Genomic DNA, 19,744 nt, shown 5'->3' on the forward strand with positions numbered 1-19,744 from the left:
CCGCCACGGTGTCGACCCCACGAAGTTCACGTTCGACCTGTCGGACATCGTTCGAAAACTCTTGACGGTGTGCCACACCCCGATCGAGACTCTCGCCACACGACGTCACACAGCCGAAACGTGCAGGGTGCCCACGGCCGAGCCCCCGCCATGCCTCAGCAGGGAACTCGACATGCCGTACATCGCACGCGTCCGTGCCCGCGCGAGACGCCTGGCGGGCCAACTCGCCGGGCTCACCGCCGCGTCGCTGTTGCTGGGCCTCGCCGCACCCGCCCCCGCCCAAGCCGCCGACAGCACAGCCATCACCGACGGCCTGGCCCTCTGGTACAAGCTCGACGCCACCTCCGGCAGCACCGTCACCGACGCCTCGGGCCACGGCCGGGACGCGACCGTGAACGGCACCGCCGACTGGTCGGGCACCGGTCAGGGACTCGCCTTCAACGGCTCCGACACCTACATCAAGGTGCCGAACGACGTACTGAAGGGCATGGACGCGATCTCCGTCTCCCTGGACGTGATGGTCGACTCCGCCCAGTCCACCCCGTACTTCATCTACGGCTTCGGCAACTCCAGCGGCGGCAACGGCAACGGCTATCTCTTCACCACCGGCAACTCCCTGCGCACCTCGATCGCGACCGGCAACTGGTCGACCGAGCAGACCACGAAGCCCGCCGACTCCCACAACCTCACCCGCGCCGTCTGGAAGCACCTCACCTACACCCAGTCCGGCACCACGGGCGTGCTGTACGAGGACGGCGTCGAGGTAGGCCGCAACACGGCCGTCACGACCACCCCCGGCGCCATCGGCTCCGGCACCACCACCGCCAACGCCATCGGCAAGTCGGTCTACTCCGGCGACAAGCTCTTCAAGGGCCGCATCCGTGACTTCCGGGTCTACGACCGCGCCCTCGCCGGCTCCGAGGTCGAGCAACTCGCCCTCCCCACGGCCACGCAGGGCGTCGCCGACGACAAGGCCGCGCTGAGCCTCGGCGACACCAGCGCGGTCACGGCCGACCTGGACCTGCCGAAGACCGGCGACAAGGGCGGCTCCACGATCAGCTGGGCCAGCGACAACACGGCCGCCGTCGCCGACTCCGGCAAGGTGACCCGCCCGGCCGCAGGCCAGCCCGACGCGCACGCCACCCTCACGGCGACCCTGAAGAAGGGCCCGGTGACCGACACCAGGACCTTCGACGTCACCGTCCTCCCCGCCTTCGACGACGCGACGGCCACGAAGCAGGCCGCCGAGGAGCTGACCGTCCACAACCTGGACGACGTACGCGGCAACCTCACCCTCCCCGCGACCGGCGCCTACGGCACGGACGTCACCTGGTCCTCCGCGAACCCGGACGTCATCGCCGCCGACGGCGTGGTCCACCGCCCGGAGCATGGAGCCACCACCGTCGACCTGACCGCCACCGTCACCAAGGGCGAGGCGAGGACGACCCGCACCTTCACCGCCAAGGTCCCCGAACTGCCCAAGCAGGAAGCCCTCAAGGGCTATATGTTCAGCTACTTCACCGGCGAGGGCACCGCGGACGGCGAGCAGCTCTACGCCGCGCTCAGCAAGGGCAACGACCCTTTGAAGTGGCGGGAGTTGAACGACGGCAAGCCCGTCCTGACCTCCACGCTCGGCGAGAAGGGCCTGCGCGACCCGTTCATCATCCGCTCCCCGGAGGGCGACAAGTTCTACCAGATCGCCACCGACCTCAGGATCTACGGCAACGGCGACTGGGACCGCTCGCAGCGCACCGGCAGCAAGTCCATCATGGTCTGGGAGTCCACCGACCTCGTCCACTGGACGAACCAGCGCCTGGTGAAGGTCTCCCCCGACAGCGCGGGCAACACCTGGGCGCCGGAGGCGTTCTACGACGCCAAGCGCGGTGAGTACGTGGTCTTCTGGGCGTCGAAGCTGTACGACAACGAGGCGCACTCCGGCGACACGTACAACCGCATGATGTACGCGACGACCCGCGACTTCTACACCTTCAGCGAGCCCAAGGTCTGGATCGACCGCGGCTACTCCGTCATCGACTCGACGATGATCCAGCACGACGGGACGTACTTCCGTCTCTCCAAGGACGAGCGGAACAACAGCTCCTCCACGCCCAACAGCAAGTTCATCTTCGAGGAGAAGAGCGACTCGCTGCTCGGTTCATGGACGGCCGTCGCCGAGGGCATCGGCAAGGGCGCGATGAGTGCGGCCGAGGGGCCGCTGGTGTTCAAGTCGAACACCGAGGACAAGTGGTACGCGTTCCTGGACGAGTTCGGCGGGCGCGGCTACATCCCCTTCGAGACGACCGACCTCGCCTCCGGCACCTGGACCCCGTCCACCGCCTACGACCTCCCGGCCAAGCCCCGCCACGGCACGGTCCTCCCGGTCACCCAGGCCGAGTACGACCGTCTGCTGCGCGCCTACCAGCCGGATCAGCTGGTGCGGAGCGTCGAGGACATCGAGGTGAAGACCGGCATCGGACAGGCCCCCGTCCTGCCGGCCACCGTCGTCGCCACCTACGCCGACGGCGTCAAGCGCCCCGTCTCCGTCACCTGGGAGGACGTCCCGGCGTCGAAGTACGCCCAGCCCGGCACCTTCACCGTGACCGGCAGCCTGCCCGACGGCACCGCGATCCCGGTCCGCGCCGAGGTCACCGTGTCGGAGGAGGGCGCCGATGTCCCCGCCGACCTCCTCCTCCAGTACGGCTTCGACGAGACGGACGGCAACATCGCCCGTGACTCCAGCGGCCATGGCTACCACGGCACCTATGCCCGTACGCCCGCCTTCGGCACCGGCGTCGATGGCGGCTCGTTCAAGATGTCCGGCGCCTCCGACTCGCCGTATGTGAAGATCCCGAACGACGTGCTGAGGAACGCCGACAGCGTGACCGTCTCGACGTACGCGAAGTGGCAGGGCGGCAGCAACTTCCAGTGGCTGTTCGGGCTCGGCCCCGACAGCGACAAGTACCTTTTCGCGACCCCCTCCAACGGCGGCTCCAGCCTCTACTCGGCGATCACGAAGGCGAGTTGGTCGGCGGAGTCGAAGCTGACGGCGGGCTCGCGGCTCACGCCGGGTGAGTGGCAGCACGTCACCGTCACCCTCGACGGCACGACCGGCGCGATGGTCCTGTACGTGGACGGCATCGAGGCGGCCCGCACGACGACGACCATCAAGCCGTCCGACCTGTACGACGCCGACAAGGACTACTCCGGCTACATCGGCAGGTCCCTGTACGCGGCCGACCCGTACTTCGGCGGCGAGGTGGACGACTTCCGTATCTACGACCGTGCCCTCACCGCCGCCGAGGTCATGGAGCTCAGCGGCAACACGGCGGGCATCGCGAAGGCGACGCACCCCGCGCTGAAGGTCGACGCGCTCATCGACAACGCGAGCGGCAGGATCACGCTCCCGATGAAGGAGGGCACCGATCTCACCGCCCTCGCCCCGGAGTTCACCCTCGCGCACGGCGCGGCGATCAGCCCCGCCTCCGGGAGCGTGCAGGACTTCAGCAAGCCGGTGACATACGAGGTGACCGGCTCCGACGGCAAGAAGCGCACCTGGACGGTCTCGGCGGTCGTCATGAAGAGCCCGGTACTGCCCGGCCTCAACGCCGACCCGAACATCGTCCGCTTCGGCAACACCTACTACCTCTACCCCACCACCGACGGCTTCGAGGGCTGGAGCGGCACGCAGTTCAAGGCGTACTCCTCCACCGACCTGGTCCACTGGAAGGACCACGGCGTCATCCTCGACCTCGGTCCGGACGTGTCCTGGGCGGACAGCAGGGCGTGGGCGCCGACGATCGCCGAGAAGGACGGGAAGTACTACTTCTACTTCTGCGCCGACGCGAACATCGGCGTCGCGGTGTCCGACTCGCCGACCGGCCCGTTCAAGGACGCGCTGGGCCAACCGCTGCTCAAGGCGGGCCAGTTCAGCGGCCAGATGATCGACCCGGCGGTCTTCACGGACGACGACGGACAGTCGTACCTCTACTGGGGCAACGGGCACGCGTACGTCGCGCCCCTGAACGCCGACATGACGTCCATCGACACCTCGAAGGTCAAGGACATCACCCCGAGCGGCTACAACGAGGGCACCTTCGTCATCAAGCGCAAGGGCACCTACTACTTCATGTGGTCGGAGAACGACACCCGCGACGAGAACTACCGCGTCGCCTACGCCACCAGCCCCTCCCCCACCGGCCCCTGGACCAAGCACGGCGTGATCCTGGAGAAGGACCTCTCGCTCGGCATCAAGGGACCCGGCCACCACTCGGTCGTCCATGTCCCGAAGACCGACGAGTGGTACATCGCCTACCACCGGTTCGCGATCCCCGGCGGTGACGGCACCCACCGTGAAACGACCGTCGACAAGCTGGAGTTCGACGCCGACGGCCTGATCAAGAAGGTCGTCCCGACGCTGACGGGCATCGACCCGATCGTCAACAGAAAGCCGGCTCTCGTCTCCGCCACCGGCCCGACCTCCCCCGTGCCGGTGGGCCGCGACACCACGCTCACGGCCGAGTTCCGTGACGCAGACGTCGGGGACACGCACACCTGCCGCGTCGACTGGAAGGACGGCACGGAGCCGACGGCAGGCACGCTCGACGGCACCACCTGCCGGGCCGAGCACACCTACACCAAGGCCGGCATCCACCACCCGGTGATCACGGTCACCGACAACGACGGCGGCTCGGACAGCACCACACTCCCCGAGCTGATCGTCTACGACCGCGCGGCCGGACCGGCACTGGGCGCGGGCGTGATCACGTCGGCGGCCGGCGCATACCCCGCCAGGCCTGCGCTGACCGGCAAGGCGGCCTTCTCCTTCGCCGCCTCCTACGCCAAGCAGGCCCTGGTCGGAAAGGCGACGTTCGACTTCGGCCCGGCCAGGCTGAAGTTCCGCTCCACCGGCTCCGACTGGCTCGTGGTCACCGGGAAGCAGGGCGTCTACCAGGGTTCCGGCACCGTCAACGGCAACAGCGGCTACGGCTTCCGGATCAGCGTCACCGACGGCCCGGACACCTTCCGTATCCACATCTGGAAGAAGTCCACCGGTGACGTCGTCTACGACAACGTCACCGGAGCGAGGACCGTAGGCGTGGTCAAGGTCGGCAACGCCCGGCGATAAGCGCTTATGTGCCCTGGGCCAGTGCCGAGACCTCGGCCTGACTCAGGGCCTTGCCGACTGAAACCGTCCTGAAACCGCGCCGAAGGCGCCCGCCCGCACTCTCTGGGTGACACCGACCCCGGCCCCAGAGAGGCACAGGCCATGAACGCCACCCCCCTCCACCTCACCCCCGAACTCGTCGAGGACCCGGTAGGCGGATACGCCGACCTGCGCTCCCGCCCCGGTCTCGGCCAGGCCGTCCTGCCGGGCCTGAACAGCCCCGCCCGGCTCGTCACCCGTTACGAGGACGCCCGCGCCGCGCTCACCGAGCCCCGACTGATCCGGGACCGCTCCGCCGTCCCCGGTGGCTCCGACATGCCGGACCCACAGGCCGAGTTGCTGGCCCAGGGCGCGGAAGGGTTCCCGGAGGAGTACCTGCGGTATCTGTCGGGGCACCTGGCGCTGTTCGACGGCGACGAGCACACCCGCCGCCGCAACCCGCTCACCCGCACCTTCACCGCCCGCCGTGTGTCCGCGCTGCGTCCCTTCGTGGAGAAGACCGCCCGTGAGCTGATCGCCGACCTCGCCGGGCGTGAACAGGCCGATCTGCTGGGCGAGTTCGCCTATCCGCTGTGCACGGCCGTGATCTGCGAGTTGGTCGGTGTGGACGCCGCCGACCAGGACCGGGTCTGCGGCTGGATCAGGGACTTCGCGTACGGCGACGGCAGCGGGATCGCCGAGGGGCTGGCCGGCATCGTGGAGTACACCAAGGACCTCGTCGTCCGGCGTCGCGCCGAGCCCGCCGACGACCTGGTGTCGGCGCTGCTGGCGGACGGCGGGATGACCGACGACGAGATCGTCACCGTCTTCTTCCTGCTCATCAACACCGGCATCACCCCGCCCGCCCTGTTCCTCGCCCACGGCATGCTCGCCCTGCTGGACCACCCCGAGCAGCTGCGACTGCTGGGCGCCGAGCCGGAGCTGCTGTCCCGGGCGGTCCCCGAACTCCTGCGGTACGTCACGCTGGTGCGTATCGGCGCCACCCTGTACGCCACGGAGGACTTCGAGTTCGCCGGGACGCCGCTGAAGAAGGGCGAGGCCGTGACGGTCGCGCTGTTCGGCGCCAACCACGACCCGGCCGCGTTCGAGAGTCCGGAACGGCTCGACATCACCAGGGAGTTCGGGCGCGGCGACGGCCATCTCGCCTTCGGGCACGGCCCGCACTACTGCACCGGCGCGGCGCTGGGCCGGGTGGTGACGGGCGTCGTACTGGAGGAGCTGGTGACCAGGCGGCCAGTCGCACCGGAGCTCGCCGTCGGCCGGGACGACGTCCGATTCGGCCACTGGCCCGGCGACGGCTTCCACCTGCTGGGCCTGCCGGTGCGGCTCTGACGAACCTGCTGAGCCCACCAATGCGCTCAGCCGATCCGCTCCCCCAGCAGCCCGAGTGCACGCTCGCGCAGCCCGTCCGCGTCCAGGGCGGCGTACTCGGACACCGCGTCCGCGTACGCCGCCCGGTCGGCGTGCTCCGCGTCCTCGCGGGTGCGGGCGGAGGACGTCGTCGGCTGGAAGTTGCGCAGATACCGGAAGCGTTCGGCCAGCGCGAGCAGCCGTACGCCGCGCGCGTGCTCCCCGTTCGCGAGGTCGGCGGTGCCGAGCGCGAGCAGCAGGGCGCCCTGGACGGGGAGGTCGGCCGTCGTGGGGTGCGCGGCGGTCGGGGGCCGGTTCAGCAGGGTCGTCAGACGCTCGGGGAGCGCTGCGGCGAGGGGTGCCACGAGGTCGGTGCGGCCGTGCCGGGCGTGGGCCGTCACGGCGACGGCCTGGAGCTCCAGCCGCCAGCCCTCCAGCAGGAGTTCGCCGCCGAACGCGGGCCCCGCCGCGCGCTCCATCCGTGCGACGGCCCGGCGCCACAGCCCGAGGCCGGTCTCGGTGTCGCCCCGGGCGAGCGCGATCTCGGCACGGGCGCCCAGGTCGGGGGCGTACGCGTCCGGAGTCACCCCCTCGGGCTGGTGGCGCAGGGCGTGTTCCAGCCAGTGCTCGGCCGCGTCGAGGTCGCCGGTCTGGAGGTGGGCGAGCATCAGCCCCCAGCTGAGGCCGACCGGGTCCTGTCCCTCGCCGAAGCGCGCCAGCTCCGTCATCGCGCTCTCCATGGGGGCGATCGCCTCCGCGCCGCGCTCCATGCGCAGACACAGCTCGCCGATCCGGGACTGCGGCCAGTACCGCAGCAGCGGAATGTCCCGGTCCGCAAAGGCGTCGAGCATCCGGCGGGCGGCTTCGAGAGCCCGGTCTGGATCGTGCTCGCTCTCCCACACATAGCTCGCCACACAGTTGGCGAAGCCCGCGACCAGCGGCGCTTCACTGTCGCAGAGCGCCTCCAGCGCCTTGCGGTCACCGGAGGCGAGCACCTCGGGAAGCGCGCACAGCACCGTCGACGCGGCCCGCACCAGGGTGTCGGGCGGCGCGGCCGGCAGTCGGCGCAGACCGGCCAGCGGGCGCACGGCACCGGATCCGAGGGCGAGGAAGAGGGTCGCGGTCATCATGGCGAGGGCCGTGCGGGTGGGCTCGATGTACGCGGGGGCGGGCCGGTGGCGGGCGAGCAGCGGGGCGGTGTCGTCGGCCAGGACCATCAGCCGGGCATAGTTGGCCTCGGTGGTCCACAGGGCGCACAGTGCGGCGGCGACGGCGGCGACCGTGTCGGCGTCGTCCCGGGCGAGCGCGAGCCGCAGTGCCAGGACCAGGTTGTCCTGCTCGGCACGGATCAGCCGCCAGGACGCGACCGGGTCGGGCCCGAACGGCGCGTCGTGGTACGTCGCCCCGAACTCCCGCGCCCACCCGAGGAACCGGTCCTCCACGGCGCCCTCCTCCCCGGCCCGCGCACGCTCCGCCGCGGCGAACTCCCGTACGGTCTCCAGCATCCGGAAGCGTGCGCCGTGCGCGGTGTCGGTGACCTTGAGCAGGGACTGGTCGACGAGGTCCTCCAGGACGGCCTCATCGTCGACGAGGCTTTCCGCCGCCTGAGCGGTGAAGCCGCCGGGGAAGACCGCCAGGGCGCGCAGGGCCGCCCGGGCGGGCGGTTCGAGCAGGTTCCAGCTCCAGTCGACGACGGCGTGCAGGGTGCGGTGCCGCCGCGGCGCGTCCCGCGGTCCGCCGCGCAGCAGGGCGAACCGGTCCTCGAGGCGGCGGGTGATCTCGGCGACCGACATCACCCTCACGCGGGCGGCGGCCAGCTCGGTGGCGAGCGGCAGCCCGTCGAGGCGGCGGCACAGGTCGGCCACGGCTTCCGGGGGCAGCTCGACGTCGGGGCGGGCGGCGCGGGCGCGATGCTCGAACAGCTCGACCGTGGTGGCCGGGTCCAGCTCGGGCAGTGGGTGGACGGCCTCGGAGGACAGCCCCAGAGGGGCGCGGCTGGTGGTGAGGACGCTGACGTTCCTGGTCATCGACACAAGGGCCTGGACCAGGTCGGCGACGCCGGAGACGACCTGCTCGCAGTTGTCCAGGACGAGCAGCGCGGGACCTGGGCCGAGGGCACCGATGATCCCGGCGAGCGGCCCGGCGTCGCCCGCCCGGCCGACCGGGCTCTCCCCGGCGCCGAGCGCCGAGGCGACCTCGCCCACGACGTCGGCGTCCCGGCCGACCCCGGCGAGGGGCACCAGCTGTACGACCCGGTGCTCGGCCTCCCACGCGACGGCACCGGCCAGCCGGGTCTTGCCGAGGCCGCCGGGCCCGACCACGGAGGTGACCCGGGAGCTGTGGATCAGCCGGGTCACGGCGGCGATGTCGGCGTCCCGGCCGAGCAGCGGGTTCGGTTCGTGCGGCACCCCGCGCCGCACGACGGGCGCCTGGCCGCGCAGCAGTTCCTGGTGCAGCTCCTGGAGGGCGGGCCCCGGGTCGGTGCCGAGCTCGTCGCGCAGCCGCCGCCGGTGGCTGTCGTACGTGGCCAGCGCGACGGCCGCCCCGGCGGTGGCCGCCTGGCAGCGCATCAGTTCCAGCAGCGGCTCCTCGTCGAGGGCCGCCCCGCCGACCAGTTCACCGAGCGGCCCCACCGCCTCCTCCCGGCGCCCGGAGCGGGCCAGCGAGAGTGCCCGCAGCCGTGTCAACGCCCGGTGTACGGCGGCGAGTTCGAGGTGCAGTGCCACCAAGGGGTCGTCGGCGAGGCTCTCTCGCGCCGGGTCGCCGTCCCACAGGGCGAGTCCGGCCTCGGCCTCGGCGACCGCGCCGTGATGGTCGCCGGCCCGCGCCTTCTCGGTGGCCGCGGCGGCGTGCAGTTGGACGGCCCAGGCGTCGACCTGGTCCTCGCGCAGGGCGATGCGGTAGCCGGTCGGGGTGCTGGCGATGACGTCGCCGCCCAGCAGGGACCGGGCCCGCGAGACGAGGATCTGCAGGGCCTTGGTCGGGTTCTCCGGCTGCTCCTCGGGCCAGAGCCCGGCCACCAGTCGCCCCGTGCCGCAGCCCACCCGCGCCTCTCCCGCCAGCAGCGCGAGCAGGCCGCGCAGCCGGGGTGCGGTGATCTCCCCGCCCCGGTGGGAGACGGACGTCAGCAGCGTCAACTCGATGGTCACCCGAGCAGGTTAGTCAGAACGGGTGGTCACCACGGGGCGCCCAGGGGTGCAACCCTCTCGCAACGTTGGGCGTGCTGCCCTTGCTCCCATGTATGAGGAGACTCCGCGTGTCGAACTCACCCCCGCCGCCGCCGACCTGCTGCGCCGCCTGCGCGCCACACACGGCCCGCTGATGTTCCACCAGTCCGGCGGCTGCTGCGACGGCAGCGCCCCGATGTGCTACCCGGAGGGCGAGTTCCGTACCGGTGACGCGGATGTGCTGCTCGCCGAGTTGCAGGTGGAGGGGGTGGCGGAGCCGGTGACGTTCTGGATGTCGCGCAGTCAGTACGAGGTGTGGAGCCACACCCGGCTGATCGTCGACGTGGTCGAGGGCCGGGGCAGCGGCTTCTCCCTGGAGGCACCCGAGGGGGTGCGTTTCCTCACCCGTTCTCGCGTAGTCGGCGCCTAGAAACCCGGCGGGTCATCGCCGTCTGGTGCACTTCCCCTGAGTCCTGCGACATTTGACGAGACCTCAGGGGGGAAATCGTGATGCTTCGTCAGAAACGGTTCGCGACAGCGAGAACGGCACTCACGCTGTGCACGGCACTCGGCGCGCTGGCCGGTGCGGCCCTGGTGGGGGCGGCACCGGCCGGCGCCGCGCAGGGGGACACTCCTCTCGCGCCGGGTGTCACCTACGACGAGTTCGACATCCCGGCGGCGAAGGGCACGGCGCACGCGCATGTGCTCTCCGTCGATCTGCGTGATCCGCGTGTCCGTCTGGATCTGCTGTACCCGGGAGCGGTGGCGGCCCGGGCCACCGTCTCGCAGCAGGCCATCGCGCAGGGTGCCGTGGCGGGCGTGAACGGCGACTTCTTCAACATCAGCGAGACCCAGCACCCCGGCGTGGAGGCGACCGGCGCGAGCGTGGGCCCGGCGATCGTACGCGGCCGGGCGCTGAAGGCGGCGGTGCCGAACGGCCAGCGCTTCGGGCCCGCGCTGCCGCCCGGCACGAGCACCGAGGACGTGTTCGGCGTGGGCGTCGACCACCGGGCCCGGATCGACGCGCTGAGCCTCAACGGCTCGGTCCGTACGCCCGAGGGACGGCTGCCGTTGGGCGGCCTCAACCAGTACGCGCTGCCGGTGAACTCCATCGGCGCGTTCACCAGCAAGTGGGGCGCCGTCTCCCGGGTGCGCGCGACGTGCGGCACGGACACGGACCGGGCGGCGCCGTGCAGCACCGACACCTACGAGGTGACGGTCCGTCACGGCCGCGTCGTGTCGACCGCCGACAGTCCAGGCAGCGGCACGATCGCCCCGGGCAGCACCGTCCTGGTGGGCCGGGAGGCGGGCGCGCAGCGGCTGCGGAAGTTCTTCAAGGGCGAGCCGGTGGCGGTGCGGCACCGGCTGGTGGCGTCGTCGTCCCTGATCCCGTACCGCTTCGCGCTCGGCGGCTACCCGGTGCTCGACGACGGGCAGCCGCTGCCGGGCCTGGACGACCGGGCCTCGGCCGTGCGCACCGCGGTCGGCATCGCGGACCGCGGCCGGCGGCTGGTGCTGCTAGCGCTGGACGGCGCGCCCGAGTACCGCTCGGGTCTGACCATCGCCGAAGTGGCCTCCGTCATGCGGGACCTGGGCTCGGCCGACGCCTTCAGCCTGGACGGCGGCGGCTCGTCGACGCTGGTCGCGCGCGAGCCGGGAGCGGCGACGGTGTCCGTGCGCAACCACCCGTCCGACGGCAGGGAACGCCCCGTACCCAATGGCATCGGGGTGTTCTCGACGTCCTGATCGTCAAGGCCTGAGGCTGCTCACGATGTCCGCCGTGGCCGTCAGGCCGCTGTTGATGGTGGGCGCCATGCTGGTGCTGGCCAGATAGAAGCCGAGCAGCAGACACACCAGCGCATGGGTGATCTTCAGTCCGCCGTTGCGGACGAAGATCACCGCCAGCACGAACAGCAGCAGCACCACAGAGATGGAAATGGCCATCGTCAACCTCCTCCGCCACGTCCACTTCGCGGCCTTCGGCCGCAAGTGTGGCGTAGCGGAGGGTTCGTCCGGGCGGCTGACCTGTACTCCGAACGAGTGGTGTCCCCGGAGGCGCGGGCTAGGCCGTCCGGTGGGCGTCGAGGAACGCCTCCAGACCGGCCAGATCATCGGTGTTGAGGTAGTCGACGTCGGCGGCGAGCAGCTCGCCCCACAGGGCGTCGCGCGCCGGGCCCGCCACATCCGGCGTCGCCCAGAACCGCACCTTCTGCCCACGCGAGTGCGCCGCCCGGACGATGCCGTGCAGCTTCTCGCGCTCGGCGTCCGGGAAGGCGCCCACGCCGAGCCAGGTGAAGTTCAGCGTCCAGTTGTCGCTGATCAGCGGCACGAAGGAGGCCGGCGCCGAGGTGCCGAGGTCGGACATGCGGCCGTCGTAGAAGGCACGGCGGACGGTCTGGGCCTCCATCGGCGTACGGGCGGCGCGGTCACCGGAGATCACCGCGGTGACCGGGCCCCGGAACACCCGTCCGTGGGCGTAGGTCGTGAACAGGTGCTTGTAGCGCGCCAGATGCCGGTCGAGTTCGAGGTACGTCGAGGAGCCCTCGGTCTTGATGTCGATGAGCAGCTGGAGCGACCCGCGCTGACGCCGGTACACAGAGCCGTGGTTGGCCTTGACGCGGGCGGCCAGCGGGTCGAGGTAGAGGGACTCCAGGGTGCGGCTGGGGTCGAGGTCCTCGGGGTCGTGGCCGATCAGGAGCTGGTCGCCGACGAGGTAGATGTCGGCCTCGACGCTGCCGAAGCGGTGGTCGAGGGCGTCGAAGAGGGGGCGCGGGTGCTCGTAGTCGTTGTGCGCGTGCGCCCGCCACAAGGGGCGCGGGCCATGCCGCTGTCCGCCCGCGAGCGCGGCGGTGGCGGGCAGGGCGACGGTGCCCGCGAGGGCGGCGCCGAGGGTGGTGAGGGCTCTGCGACGGGTGGTGAGGGCCATGCTCTGCCTCCCTGAGAGGGCCGGATCGGAACGCTGCGAGTATGCGTTTCCGAAGGGCCCGAACATCAGTGCCCGCGCAGGGAGTTGGCCGGACCGCCGCGCCCTGTTCATTTCCTCCGATCGGCGCGCACGAAAAAGCCCGCCCCAGGTGGGGCGGGCTTTTCGCAGGGTTCGCTCAGGTGTACGTCAGGGAGCCTGGAGGTCGATGGATTCGGCCAGCGCCTCGCGGTGGGCGCCCGCGCTGCCGTAGGCGATCGAGTCGGCCTTGGCCCGCTTCAGATACAGATGCACCGGGTGCTCCCAGGTCATCCCGATCCCGCCGTGCAGTTGCAGGGCCTCCTCGGCGGCGTGCACGGCGACGGGCGCCGCGTAGGCCTGGGCCACGGCGACCGCCACGTCGGCGTCCTCGCCGGTGGCCAGCGCGTCGGCCGCGTTCCGGGCGGCGGCACGCAGGTTGACGACCTCCAGCCACAGCTGGGCGAGCCGGTGCTTGAGGGCCTGGAATCCGCCGACGGGCCGGTTGAACTGCTTGCGGTCCTTCAGATAGCGGACCGTCTCGGTCAACGTCCATTCCGCGAGGCCGAGTTGCTCGGACGCCAGCAGCCCGGCCCCGGCCCGCAGGGCACGCCGCACGGCGGGCTCGGCATCGCCAAGGAGCCGACCGGGCGCCCCGTCCAGGGTGACCGTGGCGAGGGGCCGGGTCAGATCCAGGGACGCCTGCGGGGTGACGGTCACGGCGTCGGCGTCCACCGCGTACAGCCCACCGTCGTCCGCGGGCACCAGCAGCACATCGGCGATGACCGCATCCGCGATGCCGGTCAACTCCCCGTGCAGGGCCCCGCCTTCATGCCGTACGACCTTGTAGGCGCCGCCCGCGGCGACGTTCAGCGCGACGGCGAGGGCGCCGATACGCCGCCCGGACGCCAGGTCGGCGAGCAGGTCGTCCGCATCGCAGGACAGCAGCGCCTCGGTGGCGACGACGGCGCTCGCCAGATACGGCACGGGAGCGACGGCGCGCCCCAACTCCTCCAGTACGACGGCGACTTCACGGTGCGTGGCACCTTGGCCGCCCTTGTCCTCCGGAACCAGGAGCCCGGCCAGGCCCATCCCGTCGGCGAGGGCCTTCCACGCCTCCAGGGCGTGCGGGGTGTCCGACTCGGCACGGGCGATGACGCCGGGCGCGTCGCAGTGATCGGTGAGCAGATCGCGTACGGCGGCCCGCAGCGCCTCTTCCTCCTCCGAGTACAGCAGGTCGGTCATCGGGCGAGGTCCTTCCAGGCGACGTCCTTGTCGGTGCGCGGCTCGGACGGCAGGCCCAGGACGCGCTCGGCGACGATGTTCAGCAGGACCTCGCTGGTCCCGCCCTCGATGCTGTTGCCCTTGGAGCGGAGATAGCGGTAGCCGGCGTCACGGCCGACGAAGTCCACCAGCTCGGGCCGGCGCATGGTCCAGTCGTCGTACAACAGTCCTTCCTCGCCGCGCAGTTCGACCTCCAGGCCGCTGATCTCCTGGTTGAGGCGGGCGAAGGCGAGCTTCATACCGGCGCCCTCGGGGCCGGGCTGGCCCGCGACAAGCTGCTGCCGCAGCCGCTCGGCGGTGAGACGGGAGACCTCGGAGTCGACCCACAGCTTCAGCAGCCGCTGGTGGAGGTCATGGGTACGCAGCTCGGGCCGCTCGCGCCAGGTCTTGGCGACCGGCCCGATCATGCCGCCCTCGCGGGGCAGCCGCATGCCGCCGATGGCGACGCGCTCGTTGTTCAGCGTGGTCTGCGCGACCTTCCAGCCGTCGCCGATCGCGCCGAGGCGCCGGGAGTCCGGGATGCGGACGTCGGTGAGGAACACCTCGTTGAACTCGGCCTCGCCGGTGATCTGGCGCAGCGGCCGGACCTCGACACCGGGATCGGTCATGTCGCAGAGGAAGTACGTGATGCCCGCGTGCTTGGGCACATCCGGGTCGGTGCGCGCGATGAGGATGGCCCAGCGGGCGATGTGGGCGCTGGAGGTCCACACCTTCTGCCCGTTGACGACCCAGTCGTCGCCCTCACGTACGGCCCGGGTGCCGAGCGCGGCCAGGTCGGATCCGGCGCCGGGCTCGCTGAACAGCTGGCACCAGACCTCTTCGCCGGTCCACAGGGGCCGCAGATAGCGCTGCTTCTGCTCCTCGGTGCCGTACTTGAGGATGGTCGGCGCGGCCATGCCGAGCCCGATGCCGATGCGCCGCGGCTCGTTGTCGGGGGCGCCGGCGGCCTCCAACTCGGCGTCCACGACGACCTGGAGGGAACGGGGTGCACCGAGTCCACCGAGGCCCTCGGGATAGTGCACCCACGCGAGGCCGGCGTCGAAGCGGGCGCGCAGGAAGTCCAGCCGGTCGGTGGTGTCCGGAGGACAGGCGTCCAGCAACTCCCCTGTACGGCGCCGAAGTTCGGCTGCGTCGATCGTCATGCGGCGGCTCCGTTCTCCAGCGAAGGCACCACGGCGACGCGCCCCGTGGTGACACCGTCGGCGACCCGCTGCACGGCGGCCGCGGCCCCGCCCAGTGGCACCCGCTCACTCACCAGCGGCTTGATCGCGCCCCGGGCGGCCAGCTCGGTGAGCTGCTCGTGGCAGTGCTGGATCAGCTTGGGGTTCTTGGTGTTGTAGAGGCCCCAATGCAGACCCAGGATCGAGTAGTTCTTCACCAGGGCGTGGTTGAGCGCCGGGCTGGGGATCGACCCACTGGCGAAGCCGACCACGACGATCCGCCCCTCGAAGGCGACGACCTTGGCGGACTGGGCGTAGGCCTCACCGCCGACCGGGTCATAGATGACGTCGGCGCCCCGCCCACCGGTCGCCTCCTTCACGGCACCGATGACGTCCTCGGCACGCCGGTCGATGACGACGTCACAGCCCAGCTCCCGCGCCACGGCCGCCTTCTCGGCCCCGCCCACGACGCCGATGACCCGCGCCCCGGCCGCCTTGCCGAGCTGCACGGCCGCGCTGCCGACCCCTCCAGCGGCAGCGTGGACCAGCAGCGTCTCCCCGGCCTCCAGCCCGGCCCGGCGGTGCAGGCCGAACCAGCCGGTCTGATAGCCGATGTGCAGGGCGGCGGCCTCGGCGTCGTCCAGCGACTCGGGCGCGGGCAGGAGGGCGGCGGCGTCCGCGACGGCGTACTCGGCGAAGCCGCCGTACGGCAGCGCCGGGTTGGCGAGGACGCGGCGCCCGTCCTCGGTCTCGCCGCAGATCTCCACGCCGGGCGTGAACGGCAGCGGCGGCCGGACCTGGTACTGCCCCCGGCACAGCAGCGCGTCCGGGAAGTTGATGTTGGCTGCGCGCACCTTCAGCAGGACCTGGCCGTCACCGGGCGTGGGCGTCTCGACGTCGTCGAGGCGCATCACCTCGCTCGGCTCGCCGTTCTCGTGCACTTGCCATGCCTGCATGCGGTGCCTCCACGGGGGACTGCTTCGTCTGACCGGGGTCGGTTCGCATACTAAGCGGTCGCTTGCCGTTCAGGGAACAGTCAGATGGGTCACGACCGCTTCGGGCGCGCCCTCACATGCATCCGCTCCCCCTGCGGCCCTAACAGACTGAGGAACTCCACCGGCCCCTCCCCCGTCGATCCGAACCAGTGCGGCACCCGTGTGTCGAACTCGGCGGCCTCCCCCGCCGCCAGCACCACATCATGCTCACCCAGCACCAGACGCAGCCTGCCCGACAGGACGTACAGCCACTCGTAGCCCTCGTGCGTGCGTGGTTCCGGTTCGAGGTTGCGCTGCGGTTCGAGCACCTTGAAGGCCTGGAGGCCGCCGGGCTGGCGGGTGAGCGGCCAGTGCTTGCGGCCGTACTGCTCGATCGGCTTCGTGGCGCGGACCCGCGGATCGCCGACGACGGGGTTGCCGACCAGTTCGTCCAGCGGCACCTGGTGGGCCTGCGCGATCGGCAGCAGCAGTTCCAGGCTGGGCTTGCGCAGGCCGGACTCCAGCCGGGACAGCGTGCTCACCGAGATCCCGGTCGCCTCGGACAGCGAGGCGAGGGTCACCTCACGCTCCTTGCGCATCTGCCGCAGCCTCGGGCCCACGCCCGCGAGAACGTCGTCGGTACTCATACGGATATTGCAGGTTCGGCAAACGCATTTGTCAATCCCGTATCGGCGGAGGCACGGTCGTGGTGGAGGTGGTCACCATGACCGGTACAACCGATCCCTATGAAGTGATCGTCATCGGCGGCGGCGCGGCCGGCCTGTCCGCGGCCCTCGTCCTGGGCCGCGCCCGGCGCCGCACCCTGGTAGTCGACGCCGGCGAGCCACGCAACGCGCCCGCCGCCCATATGCAGGGCTATCTCTCCCGGGACGGCATGCCCCCGGCCGAGTTCCTGGCCATCGGCCGGGAGGAGATCGCGCGGTACGGGGTCGAGCTGGTCCGGGACCGTGCGGTGGACATCAGGCCCGGCGTCGACTTCGCGGTCGCCCTGGCCAGTGGCCGCCACGTCCATGCCCGCCGCGTCATCATCGCCACCGGCCTCAAGGACGAGCTGCCCGAGGTCCCCGGCGTCGCCGAGCGCTTCGGCAAGGACGTGCTGCACTGCCCGTACTGCCATGGCTGGGAGGTGCGCGACCAGGCGTTCGGCGTGCTGGCGACGACTCCTATGAGCGTCCACCAGGCGCTCATGGTGTCCCAGTGGTCGAAGGACGTGACCTTCTTCCTGCACGAGGTCCCCGAGTCCGACCTGACGGACGACGACCTGCGCAGGCTCGCGGCGGCCGGGGTGAAGGTGGTGCCGGGTGCGGTGGCCGGGCTGGTGATCGAGGAGGACCGGTTGACGGGGGTGCGTCTGGCGGACGGGACGGTGCACGCGCGCGAGGTGGTCTTCGTCGCGCCTCGGGCGGTGCCGCAGACCGGCTTGCTGGAGAAGCTGGGCGCCGAGATGCAGGAGACCCCTTTCGGCGCGTACCCGAAGGTCGACCCGACCGGGCTGACCTCGGTACCGGGTGTCTGGGCGGTGGGCAACGCGATGGGCTTCTCGGAGCAGGTCATCAACGCGGCGGCGGGGGGTTACCGGGCGGGGGCCTTCATCAACGGGGAGCTGCTCTTCGCCGACCTGGATAAAACGCTGTAGACACGACGAGCCCGCAGCCGAGACACAACCCATCATTGGCTACATGCTGCTGACCCGGCTGGCCCACGTATCCCAAGAGATCGCCGCGACCTCGGCCCGATCCCGGAAGATCACCCTTCTCGCGGAACTCTTCCGGGACGCCGAGGCGGACGACGTACCGATAGTGATCCCGTACCTCGCGGGCCGCCTCCCCCAGGGCCGGCTCGGCATCGGCTGGAAGGTCCTGAGCCACCAGGTCGAACCGGCCGCCGAGCCGACCCTGACCGTCCGCGAGGTCGACGCCCGCCTCACCGCACTCGGCAAGCTCTCCGGCCCCGGATCGCAAGCCGAACGCACCCGCCTGGTGGGCGAGTTGATGAGCGCGGCCACAGAACACGAACAACGCTTCCTCTTCGGCCTGATCACCGGCGAGGTCCGCCAGGGCGCCCTGGACGCCGTGGCGATGGAGGGCCTCGCCCAGGCGACCGAGGCGCCACCCGCAGATGTACGGCGGGCCGTGATGCTCGCAGGCTCACTCCAGCAGGTCGCCCAGGCGCTGCTCACGGACGGCCCGCAATCACTCGCCCGCTTCCGGCTCACGGTGGGCCGCCCCGTCCTGCCGATGCTCGCGCACACCGCGTCCTCCGTCTCCGAGGCGGTCGACAAGCTCGGCGCGTGCGCTGTCGAGGAGAAGCTGGACGGCATCCGCGTCCAGGTCCACCGCGACGGCGACTCGGTACGGCTCTACACCCGCACCCTGGACGACATCACCGACCGTCTGCCCGAAGTGACGGCCGCCGCCCTGGAGCTGAGAGGCGATCGCTTCATCCTGGACGGCGAGGTCATCTCCTTCGACAGCGAGGGCCGCCCCCGCTCCTTCCAGGAGACCGCGGGCCGCGTCGGCTCCCGCACGGACGTGGCGAAGGCGGCCAAGGAGATCCCTGTCTCCCCCGTCTTCTTCGACGTCCTGTCCGTCGACGGCCGCGACCTGCTCGACCTGCCGTTCAGCGAGCGGCACGCGGAGCTGGCCCGTCTGGTGCCCGAGCCGATGCGGGTGCGTCGCGCGCTGGTGTCCGGCTCCGAGGACCTCCCTCGGGCCGAGGGCTTCCTCACCGAGACCCTGGGGCGCGGCCACGAGGGCGTCGTCGTCAAGGCCCTCGACGCCCCCTACAGCGCGGGGCGGCGCGGCGCCTCCTGGCTGAAGGTCAAGCCCGTCCACACCCTCGACCTGGTGGTGCTGGCCGCCGAGTGGGGCCACGGCCGCAGAACCGGCAAGCTGTCCAACCTGCACCTGGGCGCCCGCACGGCGGACGGCGGTTTCGCGATGCTCGGCAAGACCTTCAAGGGCATGACGGACGCGATGCTGACCTGGCAGACCGAGCGGCTCCAGCAGCTCGCCGTGCGCAGCGACGACTGGGTGGTCACCGTGCGCCCGGAACTGGTCGTCGAGATCGCCTACGACGGCCTCCAGCGCTCCACCCGCTACCCGGCCGGCGTAACCCTCCGCTTCGCCCGCGTGGTCCGCTACCGCGAGGACAAGCGGCCGGAGGAGGCCGACACGGTGGAGACCCTGCTGGCCGCGCATCCGGAGGTACGGCCGTGAAGCACAGCGCCGGTCTGCTGCTCTTCCACCACACCGCGGACGGCTTGGAGGTGTTGCTCGGCCATATGGGCGGCCCGTTCTTCGCCAAGCGGGACGCCGGGGCGTGGACGGTCCCGAAGGGTGAGTACGAACCGGAGGAGCCCGCCTGGGAGGCGGCCCGCCGCGAGTTCCGGGAGGAGCTGGGGCTGACGCCGCCGGACGGGGAGGCCGTACCGCTCGGCGAGGTCAAGCAGTCGGGCGGCAAGATCGTCACGGTGTGGGCGATCGAGGCCGACCTCGACCCCGCGACGGCCGTCCCCGGCACGTTCACCATGGAGTGGCCGCCGCGCTCCGGCCGTATGCAGGAGTTCCCGGAGCTGGACCGGGTGGAGTGGGTGCGCCTCGACCGGGCGCGCGAGGTGATCGTCAAGGCCCAGGCCGTGTTTCTCGACCGGCTGGCGGAGCACTCGGCCTGAGCAGACGTAC

General features: G+C 71.3%; 14 protein-coding genes. 7 read left to right on the forward strand and 7 right to left on the reverse strand.

Annotation, left to right across the window (positions count from 1 at the left end; translation table 11 throughout):
• The first annotated feature begins 172 nt into the window (after positions 1 to 172).
• Positions 173 to 5,125, forward strand: coding sequence for a family 43 glycosylhydrolase (locus tag IE325_RS24715; protein WP_190072215.1), 4,953 nt, complete (start codon positions 173 to 175; stop codon positions 5,123 to 5,125).
• Positions 5,126 to 5,266: 141 nt separating this feature from the next.
• Positions 5,267 to 6,496, forward strand: a complete 1,230-nt coding sequence (locus tag IE325_RS24720; protein ID WP_190072216.1) for a cytochrome P450 — start codon at positions 5,267 to 5,269, stop codon at positions 6,494 to 6,496.
• A 26-nt stretch (positions 6,497 to 6,522) separates the two neighbouring features.
• Here the strand turns inward: IE325_RS24720 and IE325_RS24725 are convergent, their stop codons facing one another.
• Complete coding sequence (locus IE325_RS24725; protein WP_190072217.1) at positions 6,523 to 9,663, reverse strand: ATP-binding protein; 3,141 nt, start codon at positions 9,661 to 9,663, stop codon at positions 6,523 to 6,525.
• 88 nt (positions 9,664 to 9,751) lie between these two features.
• Between IE325_RS24725 and IE325_RS24730 the strand changes: the two genes are divergently transcribed.
• Complete coding sequence (locus IE325_RS24730; protein WP_190072218.1) at positions 9,752 to 10,111, forward strand: DUF779 domain-containing protein; 360 nt, start codon at positions 9,752 to 9,754, stop codon at positions 10,109 to 10,111.
• Positions 10,112 to 10,191: 80 nt separating this feature from the next.
• The gene (locus tag IE325_RS24735; protein ID WP_190072219.1) at positions 10,192 to 11,427 is read left to right on the forward strand and encodes a phosphodiester glycosidase family protein; all 1,236 of its coding nucleotides are present in this window, start codon (positions 10,192 to 10,194) and stop codon (positions 11,425 to 11,427) included.
• A 3-nt stretch (positions 11,428 to 11,430) separates the two neighbouring features.
• On the opposite strand, the gene IE325_RS24740 is transcribed toward IE325_RS24735, so the two are convergent.
• The 6 genes from IE325_RS24740 to IE325_RS24765 form a co-directional block, all read right to left on the reverse strand.
• Positions 11,431 to 11,625, reverse strand: a complete 195-nt coding sequence (locus IE325_RS24740) for a hypothetical protein (protein ID WP_190072220.1) — start codon at positions 11,623 to 11,625, stop codon at positions 11,431 to 11,433.
• Between the two features lie 118 nt (positions 11,626 to 11,743).
• Complete coding sequence (locus tag IE325_RS24745) at positions 11,744 to 12,607, reverse strand: phosphatidylinositol-specific phospholipase C/glycerophosphodiester phosphodiesterase family protein (protein ID WP_190072221.1); 864 nt, start codon at positions 12,605 to 12,607, stop codon at positions 11,744 to 11,746.
• Between the two features lie 186 nt (positions 12,608 to 12,793).
• Positions 12,794 to 13,867 (reverse strand): acyl-CoA dehydrogenase family protein, encoded by a 1,074-nt coding sequence (locus tag IE325_RS24750; RefSeq protein WP_190072222.1) that lies wholly within the window; start codon positions 13,865 to 13,867, stop codon positions 12,794 to 12,796.
• Positions 13,864 to 15,048, reverse strand: coding sequence for an acyl-CoA dehydrogenase family protein (locus IE325_RS24755; RefSeq protein ID WP_190072223.1), 1,185 nt, complete (start codon positions 15,046 to 15,048; stop codon positions 13,864 to 13,866). Before IE325_RS24755 ends, IE325_RS24750 begins: the two co-directional genes overlap by 4 nt.
• Positions 15,045 to 16,022: an NADPH:quinone oxidoreductase family protein gene (locus IE325_RS24760; protein ID WP_190072224.1), complete on the reverse strand. Its 978-nt coding sequence runs from the start codon at positions 16,020 to 16,022 to the stop codon at positions 15,045 to 15,047. Before IE325_RS24760 ends, IE325_RS24755 begins: the two co-directional genes overlap by 4 nt.
• A gap of 89 nt (positions 16,023 to 16,111) precedes the next feature.
• Positions 16,112 to 16,687, reverse strand: a complete 576-nt coding sequence (locus IE325_RS24765; protein WP_190072225.1) for a helix-turn-helix domain-containing protein — start codon at positions 16,685 to 16,687, stop codon at positions 16,112 to 16,114.
• A gap of 77 nt (positions 16,688 to 16,764) precedes the next feature.
• Here IE325_RS24765 and IE325_RS24770 point away from each other — a divergent pair, with 77 nt between their 5' ends.
• The 3 genes from IE325_RS24770 to IE325_RS24780 are packed head-to-tail and all read left to right on the forward strand — an operon-like array spanning position 16,765 to position 19,734.
• Positions 16,765 to 17,697 carry an NAD(P)/FAD-dependent oxidoreductase gene (locus tag IE325_RS24770; protein ID WP_190072226.1) on the forward strand — a complete coding sequence of 311 codons (933 nt, stop codon included), beginning with the start codon at positions 16,765 to 16,767 and terminating at the stop codon, positions 17,695 to 17,697.
• A 43-nt stretch (positions 17,698 to 17,740) separates the two neighbouring features.
• Positions 17,741 to 19,279 (forward strand): ATP-dependent DNA ligase, encoded by a 1,539-nt coding sequence (locus IE325_RS24775; RefSeq protein ID WP_190072227.1) that lies wholly within the window; start codon positions 17,741 to 17,743, stop codon positions 19,277 to 19,279.
• Positions 19,276 to 19,734: an NUDIX hydrolase gene (locus tag IE325_RS24780; protein WP_190072228.1), complete on the forward strand. Its 459-nt coding sequence runs from the start codon at positions 19,276 to 19,278 to the stop codon at positions 19,732 to 19,734. The genes IE325_RS24775 and IE325_RS24780 overlap by 4 nt, the downstream gene beginning before the upstream one ends.
• Positions 19,735 to 19,744 lie beyond the last annotated feature (10 nt).

The organism is Streptomyces lanatus (assembly GCF_014655715.1).
In the GTDB taxonomy this organism is placed as follows: domain Bacteria; phylum Actinomycetota; class Actinomycetes; order Streptomycetales; family Streptomycetaceae; genus Streptomyces; species Streptomyces lanatus.

Excerpts from the sequence above, each read along its gene's own strand:
- IE325_RS24760 (WP_190072224.1), bottom strand. The coding sequence starts at position 16,022 with ATGCAGGCATGGCAAGTGCACGAGAACGGCGAGCCGAGCGAGGTGATG.
- IE325_RS24735 (WP_190072219.1), top strand. The coding sequence starts at position 10,192 with ATGCTTCGTCAGAAACGGTTCGCGACAGCGAGAACGGCACTCACGCTG.
- IE325_RS24730 (WP_190072218.1), top strand. The coding sequence starts at position 9,752 with ATGTATGAGGAGACTCCGCGTGTCGAACTCACCCCCGCCGCCGCCGAC.
- IE325_RS24770 (WP_190072226.1), top strand. The coding sequence starts at position 16,765 with ATGACCGGTACAACCGATCCCTATGAAGTGATCGTCATCGGCGGCGGC.
- IE325_RS24740 (WP_190072220.1), bottom strand. The coding sequence starts at position 11,625 with ATGGCCATTTCCATCTCTGTGGTGCTGCTGCTGTTCGTGCTGGCGGTG.
- IE325_RS24765 (WP_190072225.1), bottom strand. The coding sequence starts at position 16,687 with ATGAGTACCGACGACGTTCTCGCGGGCGTGGGCCCGAGGCTGCGGCAG.
- IE325_RS24715 (WP_190072215.1), top strand. The coding sequence starts at position 173 with ATGCCGTACATCGCACGCGTCCGTGCCCGCGCGAGACGCCTGGCGGGC.
- IE325_RS24745 (WP_190072221.1), bottom strand. The coding sequence starts at position 12,607 with ATGGCCCTCACCACCCGTCGCAGAGCCCTCACCACCCTCGGCGCCGCC.
- IE325_RS24775 (WP_190072227.1), top strand. The coding sequence starts at position 17,741 with ATGCTGCTGACCCGGCTGGCCCACGTATCCCAAGAGATCGCCGCGACC.
- IE325_RS24750 (WP_190072222.1), bottom strand. The coding sequence starts at position 13,867 with ATGACCGACCTGCTGTACTCGGAGGAGGAAGAGGCGCTGCGGGCCGCC.
- IE325_RS24720 (WP_190072216.1), top strand. The coding sequence starts at position 5,267 with ATGAACGCCACCCCCCTCCACCTCACCCCCGAACTCGTCGAGGACCCG.
- IE325_RS24755 (WP_190072223.1), bottom strand. The coding sequence starts at position 15,048 with ATGACGATCGACGCAGCCGAACTTCGGCGCCGTACAGGGGAGTTGCTG.